Source organism: Flavobacterium sp. Arc2 (genome assembly GCF_041431385.1).
Taxonomy (GTDB): Bacteria; Bacteroidota; Bacteroidia; order Flavobacteriales; family Flavobacteriaceae; genus Flavobacterium.
On sequence record NZ_JASMRH010000008.1, the window covers coordinates 69,739 to 82,072 of the forward strand.

Below are 12,334 nucleotides of genomic sequence, written 5' to 3' on the forward strand. Positions count from 1 at the left end.
GAAAGAGAAAAGTCAATTTCCCAAATTTGTAAATGAAAAAAATATTTTTCTTATTTTATATTCTTTTTAGTATAGTTGCTAATGCGCAATTAGTGGTCGATAATACGTCTCAAACGCCTAAACAATTAGTGCAAAACGTAGTCGTAGGACAAGGAATTAACGTTTCCAATATTAAATTTAATGGTACTGCCGCCAATGCAGATTTAGTTAGTGATCAAGTAGGCCTTTTCTCTAATGGGCTGACAACAAACATCGGCTTAAATACCGGAATTATTTTAAGCACTGGAAATGCTATAATTGCAAAAGGTGTAAATGATAATCCATCTGGAACTTTAGAAACTACAAATCCATTTATAGGAGATCCTGACTTATCTATTTTATCCAATAATCAAACAATTCAGAATGTAGCCATTCTTGAATTTGACTTTATACCTACAGGAAATAAATTGAGTTTTAATTTTGTTTTTGCCTCAGAGGAATATCCTGAATATGTAAATGATACCTATAATGATAATTTTGGTTTTTTCTTGAGTGGACCGGGAATTACAGGTCCTTTTTCAGGTAGTTCTAAAAATATTGCATTAATCCCTACTACAACTCTACCTGTTTCTATTAATAATTTAAACAACGGAAAATCAAATGTGGGACCTTGTGAATATTGTGAATATTACGTTGATAACACAGCGGGAACTACTATTCAATATGACGGATTTACTAAAGTCTTATCGGCCAATGCTGATGTTGTTTGCGGCCAAACCTATCATATTAAGTTAGCGATAGGTAATGCTGGTGCTGATAATTATTATGATTCGGCTGTATTTATAGAAGGTGCCAGTTTTAGTTCCCCGTCAATTAATTTAGGACCTGACTTGAAGATATGCAGTGCCTCAAACCATGTATTAAATTCGGGATTAAGTGCCAGTGAAATTCATGAATGGCGTTATAATGGAACTATAATTCCAGGAGAGATTGGACCACAAATCACCATAGATAAATCGGGTTTGTATTCCGTTCAGGCTTTTCCTTTTGGGGCGACTTGCCCTGTAAATGATGAGATAGAAATTCAGTTCAGTATGCTTGCAGCTCCCTATCTTTATTGTGGAACAAAAACTTCTAATTCTATCACTTTTGATTGGCTCGCTTTAGGAGACGCGGAGTTTTCTGTTGTGTATAAAATAGGAAGTAGTACAGCTGTTGACGTTGGATTCGTTGGTAAAATCTATTCCTATACTGTTCCAAATATTCCTCCGGGTGAAACTGTTGTAATAACAGTAACTCCAATTGGAACACCAGCAGAATGTTTTGGCCCCAATTCAATAACCTGTGCACTTGATAGTTGCTTAGTTAGTCCAACATTAAGTCTCACTCAAGGTCCTAGTTCTCAGCAAATATGTGAGAACGAAGTTATTTCGAATGTTGTTTACACAATTGGTGGTGGAGCAACCACTGCATCTATAACTTCTGGAAGTTTGCCTAATGGCGTAACGACAAGTTTAGTTGGAACTCAATTTAAAATTGATGGTACGCCAACCGTTTCGGGAACCTATAATTATACAATAACTACATCAGGAGGATGTTCTCCAAATGCAACTTTAAATGGATTCATTACTGTAAATCCAGGAACGATTCCAACATTTACAGCTGTTGCTCCTATTTGCGCCGGAGGAACGCTTGCTGCACTTCCATTACAATCCAATAACAGCATTACAGGAACGTGGTCTCCTGCTTTAAACAATTCTATAACAACAGAATATACATTTACACCAAACGCGGGACAATGTGCAAACTCAGCCAAATTAACGATAACCGTAAATCAAAAGACAACTCCTACATTTACAGCCGTTGATCCTATTTGTGAAGGCGAAACACTTGTTGCACTTCCATTACAATCAAACAACAATATCAATGGAACTTGGTCGCCTGCTTTAAATAATACTGCTTCTACTGAATATACATTTACTCCAAATGCGGGACAATGTGCTACTACTGCCAAATTAACGATAACCGTAAATCAAAAAACAACTCCGACATTTACAGCCGTTGCTGCTATCTGTTCAGGCGAAACACTTGTTGCACTTCCATTACAATCAAACAACAACATTTCTGGAACTTGGTCGCCTGCTTTAAACAATACTACAACAACAGAATATACATTTACCCCAAACACCGGAGAATGTGCTACTACTGCCAAATTAACGATAACCGTAAATCAAAAAACAACTCCGACATTTACAGCCGTTGCTGCTATCTGTTCAGGCGAAACACTTGTTGCACTTCCATTACAATCAAACAACAACATTTCTGGAACTTGGTCGCCTGCTTTAAACAATACTACAACAACAGAATATACATTTACCCCAAACACCGGAGAATGTGCGACCCCAACCCAATTAACGATTACCGTAAATCAAAAAACAACGCCAACATTTACAGCAGTTGCTGCTATCTGTTCTGGCGAAGCACTTGCTGCAATTCCATTACAATCAAACAACAACATTTCTGGAACTTGGTCGCCTGCATTAAACAACACCACAACTACTGAATATACATTTACTCCAAATGCAGAACAATGTACTAATACGGCCAAATTAACGATTGTTGTAAATCAAAAAACAACTCCAATATTTACAGCAGTTGCTGCTATCTGTTCAGGTGAAACACTTGTTGCACTTCCATTACAATCAAACAACAACATTTCTGGAACTTGGTCGCCTGCTCTAAACAATAGTACAACTGCTGAATATACATTTTCTCCAAATGCAGGAGAATGTGCTAATGAAACTAAACTGACAATTTCAGTATTTCCAAAACCAATTCCGCTTGTGAGAGATGGTAAAATATGCGTCGATAAAAACTCAAATGCCGTAATCCAGTCTTATCTTTTAGATACCAAACTCAATAATGCAACTCATAATTTTGAATGGTTTTTAAATGGGATTACAATATTTAATGCAACGCAAAGCACATATGAAGCTACCCAAAAAGGAATCTATTCTGTTGTGGCTACAAATCAATCTACGAATTGCAGTTCAACAGTCGTTGAAGCAATAGTTACTGAAACCTTATCTAACACTACAACATTTAAAATAACACAAATGAATGCCTTTAGTGATGATGCAACCCTAACTATTTCAGTTGTTGAAGGGACTGCAAACTATGAGTATCAGCTGGACCAAAGTCCTTTTCAATTGTCAAATGTTTTTGCTGAAGTAAGCTCAGGAACACATAATTTAAGAATTATTGACTCCAACGGCTGCACCGATTTAAGTTACCAAATCGTCGTAATAGGCTATCCAAAATTCTTCACACCAAACGGAGATGGTCACAATGATACTTGGAAAATCATTGGCTTCAACAGTCAATACAATCCGTCAATCACCATTTTTGACCGTTACGGAAAATTAATAAAACAAATTAATTCAGTTGATTTCGGTTGGGACGGAACCTATAATGGTCATCCCATGCCAGCCACTGATTACTGGTTTAGAGTACTCTATCTCGAGGATGGAATCAATAAAGAATTCAAATCTCATTTTTCTTTAAAGAGATAGCAGTTATTTTTTTAGGAGCACAACAATTTACTATAGATCCACTTCCCTCCTGCTTTCCACAGTATCTTTTGTGCAGAAAAACGCCACAAAAGGATACTTGCTTCAATCAGGGCTAGAGATGGCTTTTTAATTTCAAAACACAAAAAAACTGCTTGAATTAACCAAGCAGTTTAGCTATTTAAAAATTAAAGTTTTTAGTTTTTTATAAACTTCATATTTGATGTTCCTTTATCAGTATTTATTTTCAAGAAATACTTTCCAATCGCTAATTTAGAAACATCCACTTTTGAAATATTCTGAGCATTAGGAACTGCAATAACTACTTGTCCTAACACATCATAAATCAAAATTGATTGTACTTCAATAGATTCTTTGTTGATAATATTCAGCATATCGTTTACTGGATTTGGATAAATACTAAAATAATTAGTAAATGTAAAATCTTGAGTTCCTAAGGTTTTAAAAGTAGATGTCGCTTTATTGGTAATAATTGGGAAATTATAATCGAAATAAATATTAGCTTCATTAGTAAAAGAATCCCCCGTTACAAGCGTTGGCAATGTTTTAATCTTGAAAGCGATATAACCGTCATTTGTAGCGTCGTCAAAAGGCAAGTTGATGTTTTCAAATATGAATTCCACTTTATTTCCATTTGAAATATTGGTTATAAACTCATGACTCGCTTTAGTTACCACCAGTGTTGAAAGATCAAATTTGGATAAATCAATTAGATCCTTTACCACAATGTTTTCAGCAGGATAAGTTCCCGTGTTTTCAAACCGAATCAAATAATGCACATATTCACCAATCAATTCCGGAGTAATAACATCGCCTTCTAAACAGGTTTTGTCATTAGGATCAAATGAACCAACTACAATTTGGCGCAAAGCAAATGAATTGTCTACCGGTTTTTCATCGCTTATTACAGGAGTGATTAAGGCATTAAAACTCAAACGATCTGCAATATTCACTGCAGGAGTTTCCATAGGAGAATTTACATTAAGGGTTACTGTAATTTCACGAGTTTCAAAAGGTAAAAAACTACTATAATCCCAGCTCAGCTTGTCTGTGATTTGACTATTCACATTTGGCACAGCCGAAACAAAATCTAAAACAGCATCATTAAAGGTCAAAGAAACGGAACCAGATTGTGTATTTGTTCCCTTATTTTTATATATGATTTTATAGGTAGCATCAAATCCTGGTCTTGCAGGAACAGTTGATAAAATTGTCACTTCAAGATCTTTATGAATACCGTTTGGGGCAATACAAAAATTCTGAGTATAAGGACTCGTTTGTGTTGGGAAATTCACATTCAAAGAAGCAGGTGAAATAGTGAAATAAGACGAATTTTCTAAAATTGGAGTAATTGTATAATTCCCTACTTGTACTGGAATAGTATATAAACCCAATTTATTGGATATTATATTCCCTTTGTTTGCCCCGTTAAAAACGGAAAAGTTTAAATTGGGATAGTTTTTATCTGTCTCATCACAACCGTCACCTAAGAGATCAAATTTACTATTGCCCTTAATAGTATAAAAAGTACCGCCTGGATTAAATGAACAATAGGAGTTTACCACACAATGCTCGTATCCCATAGCAATGACATTTTTTTGTAACCACCCTAATTCTGATTCATCTGCACAAATAAATTCAAGATTTGGGTTTTCATTAAAGTTAACACTTCCTTGTTCTTTCCCATTCTTCAAAAACAAAGACTCTAGTTGGTTTCCCCAACAGTTTAATCCCCATAGATTTATTAAATCGCTTGTATTTAGTGTCGTAATATTATTTTTACCACAATTTAACTCAGTCATACTTGGTAAATTTTCCAAATTCAACGCGCTAAGTTGATTATAAGAACAATCAATATGTGCCAAATTAATCAATCCATTAATATTTAATGATATTAGCTGATTGTTACTGCAAATTATATCTTTCATACCGATTAAGCCCCTGACGTCTAATGATGTAATTTTATTATTATTACAATACAAAGTTTCAAGATTTTTAAAACTCAGAATACCTGTTAAATCTGTTATTGTAGAACCAACAACATTCAAATAACTGACTTGTAAAGCCTCACTAGTTTGAATTTCGCCATCTTTATTTGCGTCAACTTCAAAATAAACGCCATTTAAATTTTTAGCAACATATAAATTTTGACCATTTCCAGATAAGACTAATTTCTCTTTAAAAGTCACATCAGCTAAAGCAATAATTTGTGCTTTTGCAATAGTGAAAAACAAAAAACACAATAGTAGAAAGTATAGTTTTTTCATCTGAATAATTTTTACTGTTTAATAAATTTAAAGTTGGATGTTCCCTTATCTGTTTTCATTTTTAAGAAATACTTTCCAGTCTCTAATTTTGAAACATCCACTTTTGAAATATTCTGAGCGTTTGGAACTGCAATAACTATTTGTCCTAAAACATCATAAATCGAAATTGATTTTAATTCAATAGTATTTTTTGTTCCAATATTTAAAATGTCAGTTACCGGATTTGGATACACACTAAAATAATTTGAAAACTCAAAATCTTGAGTTCCTAGCGTTTTAAAAGTAGATGTCGCTTTATTAGTCAGGATTGGGAAATTATAGTCAAAATAAATATTAGCTTCATTAGTAAATGAATCTCCAGTTACCAGTGTTGGCAATGTTTTAATCTTGAAAGCGATATAACCATCATTTGTAGCGTCGTCAAAAGGAAGATTAATGTTTTCGAAAATGAATTCCACTTTATTACCATCGGATATTTTAGTCACAAATTCGTGACTGGCTTTTGTTGGTACTAAAGTTGAAATGTCAAATTTGCTTAAATCAATTAAATCTTTCACTACAATGTTTTTAGCAGGATAGGTTCCTGTATTTTCAAATCGAATTAAATAATGTACATACTCCCCTATCAATTCTGGAGTGATAACATCTCCCTCTAAACAAGTTTTGTCATTAGGATCAAAAGACCCCAGCACACTTTGGCGTAAAGCAAATGAATTGTCCACTGGTTTTTCATCAGCGGTTACAGGATTAATCAAAGCATTAAAACTCAAACGATCTCCATTATTCACTGCAGGAGTTTCCATAGGAGAATTTACATTTAGCGTAATGTTGATTTCTCTAGTTTCAAAAGATCGTAAGTCCGAATAATTCCAAGTTAGTTTGTTGGTAATTTGATTATCAAAATTTGGTGTCGCAGAAACGTAATCTAATACTTCGTCATTAAAGGTTAAAACCACCGAACCGGATTGCATCGTTGTTCCTTTATTTTTATAGATGATTTTATAAGTAGCATCAAATCCTGGCCTTGCTGGAATCAGTGGTAAAATACTTACTTCCAAGTCATTATGAACACCATTTGGAGTGACACAAAAATCTTGATTATAAGGACTGGTTTGCAATGGAAAAGCAATAGACATTGAAGTTGGTGAAATTGTAAAATAATTTGAGTTTTGAAGGATTGGAGTGATCGTGTAATTTCCCTTCTGCACAGGAATGTAATATTTACCTAATGCATTCGTAATAACATTACCCACCCCATTTCCATCTGAAACGGAAAACTTTAAATTTGAATACCCAAAATCCGAAGCATTACATCCGTCCTTATTGCTGTCTAAAATAATTTTTCCTTGCATCTCAAAGAAAATTCCTCCTGGATTAAAATTACAATACGAATTAATTTCACAATTTTTATAACCATAGGTATCAATTAATCTTTGAAAGGCAGAAGCTTCCAAACCTTCATCTGTACATATGTATTCCAAATTTAGGTTGTTACTAAAATCGGTATCATATTCATAACTTCCATTTTTTAAAAATAATGAACCAATATTATTATTACTACAATGAAAAACTTCTAAACGACTTAGATTATTGGCATTAATTGTTTTTAATTGATTATTGTCACAATATAATCGTCTTAACATTGAGAATGAAGTCAAATCAATAGTTTCAAGTAGATTATTACTACAATATATATTCTCCAAAATTTTTGTGTTCTCAATATTTAAAGTTACTAATTGATTATTTACGCAATTTATAGTAGTAAACTTTGGCAAATTCCTCAAAGTTATTGCAGTGATTTTATTAAAGGAGCAATCTATTTCAGTCAAATATGGCATATTTGAAATTCTAATATCTGCAAGCAAATTTCCCGAGCAACTTATATAAGTCAGGACACTCTCGGTTTCATTAAAAAGAATATTTTCTAATTTATTATTTTTTACATTTAGATTTGTAAGGGAAGATAATGTCCTCAAATCAAGTGTCTTTAATAAATTATTTCCAATATTTAACGTAAATAACCCAACACAATCTGTAACATTTAAATCTTCTAATTTTGAACCAAAATAGTTTAATGCTACTATTGAACTACAACCTGATAAATTTAATGATGTTAGTGGATTATTTCCTAACTTAAGATCAAATAGATTGGAACAATTTGAAGTAATTAACTGTGACAACATATTGTTTTCACAATCCAATAAATATAAATTTTTTAAACCTGAAACATTTAAAGTTGTTGCCTTATTATTTGAACAGTATAAATACTTCAAATTAGTAAATTTCTCAATTCCTGAAAAATCAAAAATATTTGAATTATCAATTTGCAGCCTATTTACTTTTAATGCTTCTTCGACTTCAATTTCGCCATTATTATTAGCATCTATTTTTAATAAATTAAAATTACTATCGTATGCAACCGAATTTGTGCTATTTGATGAAAGTAATTTATTTTTAAAATTAACATCTGGAATAGTAACAATCTGAGCCTGAATGGAAGTAAATATGAATAATAAGAAAACCGAAAAGTAGATTTGCTTCATAAATTGGATTTTTATTTTTTAATAAATTTAAAGTTGGATGTTCCCTTATCAGTATTCATTTTCAAGAAATAATTACCTTTAGATAATTTTGAAACATCTATTCTTGAACTATTCAGAGCATTTGGAACGGCAATAACTAATTGTCCTAACATATCATAAATCGCCATGGTCTTTAGTTGAATAGTATTTTTTGTTCCAATATTTAAAATGTCAGTTACTGGATTTGGATATACGCTAAAATAATCTGAAAACTCAAAATCTTGAGTTCCTAGCGTTTTAAAAGTAGATGTTGCTTTATTAGTCAGGATCGGGAAATTATAATCAAAATAAATACTGGCTTCATTGGTAAAAGAATCCCCAGTAACCAGCGTTGGCAATGTTTTAATCTTGAAAGCTATATAACCATCATTTGTAGCGTCGTCAAAAGGAAGATTAATGTTCTCGAAAATGAATTCCACTTTATTTCCATCGGATACTTTAGTCACAAACTCATGGCTGGCTTTTGTTGGTACTAAAGTTGAAATATCAAACTTAGATAAATCAATTAAATCTTTCACTACAATGTTTTCAGCAGGATAGGTTCCTGTGTTTTCAAAACGGATTAAATAGTGTACATACCCCCCTATCAATTCAGGAGTGATCACATCTCCTTCCAGACAGGTTTTATCATTAGGATCAAATGACCCCACCACAGTTTGGCGTAAAGCAAATGAATTATCTACTGGTTTTTCATCCCCAGTTATAGGAGTAATTAAGGCATTAAAACTCAATCGGTCTCCATTATTCACTGCAGGGGTTTCCATAGGTGAATTTACGTTTAACGTAATATTGATTTCTCTAGTTTCAAAAGATTGTAAGTCAGAATAATTCCAAGTTAGTTTGTTGGTAATTTGATTATCAAAATTTGGTGTCGCAGAAACGTAATCTAATACTTCGTCATTAAAGGTTAAAACCACCGAACCGGATTGCATCGTTGTTCCTTTATTTTTATATATGATTTTATAAGTTGCGTCAAATCCTGGTCTTGCTGGAATAAGTGGTATAATCGTCACTTCTAAATCGTTATGAACACCATTTGGAGTAACACAAAAATCTTGAGAATATGGACTCGTTTCTGCTGGAAAAGTAACATTTACAGCATTTGGCGAAATGTTGAAATAATTGGAGTTTTCAATAATTGGAGTGACTGTATGACTTCCTGCTTGAATAGGAATGGAATAATTTCCAGAGGAATCTGAAATAAAATTTCCTGTATTGGTCCCGTCAGTTATTTTAAACTTCAAATTTTTATAAACAGCATCATTTATAGTACAACCATTATTATCTGTATCTACTTTAGATTTTCCTTTAATTGTATAAGAAACTCCGCCCGGTGTAAAAGAACAATAGGAGTTTACAGTGCAGTTATAACCTAAATTATTAGCCCTATATTGAAAATCGAGTACTTCACTATCATCTGCACATATATATTTTAATGTTGGATTGAAACTAATATAATAATTGTAGTTTGATGTAAAATTATTTTTAATATATAAGGATTCGAGAAGATTAAAGTTGCAGTTAAGTTGAGATAAATTATAACAACTTGAAAGATCAAGTGTGGTAATTTTATTATCAGAACAATCTAACTGAGACAAATAGGTACAGTTTGATAAGTTAATTGCACTTAAATTATTCATAATACATAACAAAGAAATTAATTTGGTATGTCCTGATACATCTAAAGATTTAATCGGATTTACAGAACAATTAATATATCCAATATTAGAATTGTCTGTAAATTCCAAATGCGTAATATTATTGTTATTACAATCTAAAAATTTTAAATTAGTTAATCCAGATAGGTCTAATGTTTCTAATTTATTTCCGTAACAATTCAAAGTCTCAAGATCTTTCAAACCTTTCAAATTCAAATTATTTAATTCATTTCCAAAGCAATTGAGCTCTTTTAGAAAGGTAAATTTACTGGCATCAAAGCTTGTCATTTTATTAAAATTGAATTCTAAAATTTCAATATTTATAAAATATTCTAAACCATCAAAATTAGAAATACCGGCACCATCGAGTCTAAGTCCTTGTACTGCTAAAGCTTCGTCTCTTTGAATTTCATTATCATTATTGCTATCAATTTTAATTCCTTTACCATCAACATTGGTTGCAATATAACTGTCTACACTTGCTTCTAGTAATTTTTTCTTAAAATTGACATCTGGTATATCAATAACCTGAGCATTAACACTTCCAAAAAAACAAAATCCAATAAGTAAAAAGTAAAGTTTTTTCATTTCATAAATTAAAGTAATCAAATATATAGAAATCAATTAGTAATAAATTATTTTCCTACAAAAAAAGCCTTACCGAAGTAAAGCTTTTTTTATAAAATATATGATTTATGAAATTGACTAGAAAGCTACATTCCATCTTGGTAATCTACCATTTTCATCTAAGAAAATTTGTAAAACTTGTCCTTCTACAGCAGTAGGAATACCTTTAGTATCATCATTGAATGTTTCACACCAAACAACTTCTAACAAGCTGATGTCTTCTTTTTTCATTTGCGCAGGCCAAGAATATTTTCTTCCTGTTTTTGCAAACTGGTGCCCTTCAACAATCTTTTCTTTTAGACCACCATTTTTAATTTTCAAAGTTCCGTCATTTTGTACTGTTCCTGTAGAACCTACCATGATCAACTCTTTTTCTTCTGCTACTGCATACACTAAAAACACGCCACTTCCTTCTGAAGCATTACAAACTTGTTCTAAACTGTCATCTGCAGCAAATGAAAATTTGTCGCTAACTTTAAATTTTTTTAATTCCTTATACATATTGTTTTATTTTTATTTGAATTGGCTTCCTCAAAAAAATACCCCACAAAATCGTGAGGATTATCTAAACCATTCGTTCCTATTTATTATTATTAAAGTTAAAGCGGTAAAATAGCTGTTTTTAATAAAGTGCAAAGGTATTTCTTTAATTCTATTTTATAATAAAAAAGCCTCACAAATGTGAGGCTTTTTATATTTTAGTTTTAAAATAGATGACTATCCTAAAACTTCTTTTACTTTTTTACCAATTTCAGCTGGAGAATCCACTACGTGTATTCCACATTCTCTCATGATTTGTTTTTTAGCTTCTGCTGTATCATCAGTTCCACCTACAATAGCACCTGCATGACCCATTGTACGACCTGCTGGAGCGGTAACTCCTGCAATGAATCCTACAACTGGTTTACGGTTACCATCGGCTTTAATCCAGTGAGCAGCATCTGCTTCTAGTTGTCCACCTATTTCACCTATCATTACAATACATTCTGTTTCTGGATCATTCATTAACAACTCAACTGCTTCTTTCGTAGTAGTTCCAATGATAGGATCTCCTCCAATACCAATTGCAGTAGTAATACCTAAACCTTGTTTTACTACTTGGTCAGCTGCTTCATACGTTAATGTTCCTGATTTAGAAACAATACCTACAGTTCCTTTTTTGAAAACAAAACCTGGCATGATACCAACTTTAGCTTCACCCGGAGTAATAACTCCTGGACAGTTAGGTCCTATTAGCCTAGCATTTCTTTCTTTAACATAAGCGTTTGCTTTGATCATATCAGCTACAGGAATTCCTTCCGTAATAGCGATAATAACTTTTATTCCTGCATCAGCAGCTTCCATTATTGCATCAGCAGCAAAAGCGGGTGGTACAAAAATAATAGTAGTATCAGCACCTGCTTGTTCTACTGCATCTTGTACAGTATTAAAAACAGGACGATCTAAATGAGTTGTTCCCCCTTTTCCTGGAGTTACACCACCTACAACGTTTGTTCCGTACTCGATCATTTGAGAAGCATGGAAAGTTCCTTCACTTCCTGTAAATCCTTGAACAATTATTTTGGAATCTTTATTAACTAAAACACTCATGATATATATTTTATGTGATTTTTATAAGTTGTGTTGCAAAA

General features: G+C 32.4%; 6 protein-coding genes. 1 reads left to right on the top strand and 5 read right to left on the bottom strand.

Annotated elements, in window-relative coordinates; genetic code table 11:
• The first annotated feature begins 32 nt into the window (after positions 1 to 32).
• Positions 33 to 3,551, top strand: coding sequence for a choice-of-anchor L domain-containing protein (locus tag QO182_RS07190; protein WP_371560749.1), 3,519 nt, complete (start codon positions 33 to 35; stop codon positions 3,549 to 3,551).
• A gap of 194 nt (positions 3,552 to 3,745) precedes the next feature.
• Here QO182_RS07190 and QO182_RS07195 read toward each other — a convergent pair whose 3' ends face one another.
• From QO182_RS07195 to sucD, 5 genes are all read right to left on the bottom strand, one after another.
• Entirely contained in the window at positions 3,746 to 5,836 is a 2,091-nt protein-coding gene (locus tag QO182_RS07195) for a T9SS type A sorting domain-containing protein (protein ID WP_371560751.1), read from the bottom strand.
• A gap of 11 nt (positions 5,837 to 5,847) precedes the next feature.
• The gene (locus tag QO182_RS07200; protein ID WP_371560753.1) at positions 5,848 to 8,379 is read right to left on the bottom strand and encodes a T9SS type A sorting domain-containing protein; all 2,532 of its coding nucleotides are present in this window, start codon (positions 8,377 to 8,379) and stop codon (positions 5,848 to 5,850) included.
• Between the two features lie 11 nt (positions 8,380 to 8,390).
• Positions 8,391 to 10,664 (bottom strand): T9SS type A sorting domain-containing protein, encoded by a 2,274-nt coding sequence (locus QO182_RS07205; RefSeq protein ID WP_371560755.1) that lies wholly within the window; start codon positions 10,662 to 10,664, stop codon positions 8,391 to 8,393.
• A gap of 117 nt (positions 10,665 to 10,781) precedes the next feature.
• Positions 10,782 to 11,204, bottom strand: coding sequence for a hypothetical protein (locus QO182_RS07210; protein WP_371560757.1), 423 nt, complete (start codon positions 11,202 to 11,204; stop codon positions 10,782 to 10,784).
• Between the two features lie 216 nt (positions 11,205 to 11,420).
• The gene (gene sucD / locus QO182_RS07215) at positions 11,421 to 12,293 is read right to left on the bottom strand and encodes a succinate--CoA ligase subunit alpha (RefSeq protein WP_371540481.1); all 873 of its coding nucleotides are present in this window, start codon (positions 12,291 to 12,293) and stop codon (positions 11,421 to 11,423) included.
• Between the last annotated feature and the right edge of the window lie 41 nt (positions 12,294 to 12,334).

Coding starts and splice junctions, on each gene's coding strand:
- QO182_RS07190 (WP_371560749.1), top strand. CDS start 33: ATGAAAAAAATATTTTTCTTATTTTATATTCTTTTTAGTATAGTTGCT.
- QO182_RS07195 (WP_371560751.1), bottom strand. CDS start 5,836: ATGAAAAAACTATACTTTCTACTATTGTGTTTTTTGTTTTTCACTATT.
- QO182_RS07200 (WP_371560753.1), bottom strand. CDS start 8,379: ATGAAGCAAATCTACTTTTCGGTTTTCTTATTATTCATATTTACTTCC.
- QO182_RS07205 (WP_371560755.1), bottom strand. CDS start 10,664: ATGAAAAAACTTTACTTTTTACTTATTGGATTTTGTTTTTTTGGAAGT.
- QO182_RS07210 (WP_371560757.1), bottom strand. CDS start 11,204: ATGTATAAGGAATTAAAAAAATTTAAAGTTAGCGACAAATTTTCATTT.
- sucD (WP_371540481.1), bottom strand. CDS start 12,293: ATGAGTGTTTTAGTTAATAAAGATTCCAAAATAATTGTTCAAGGATTT.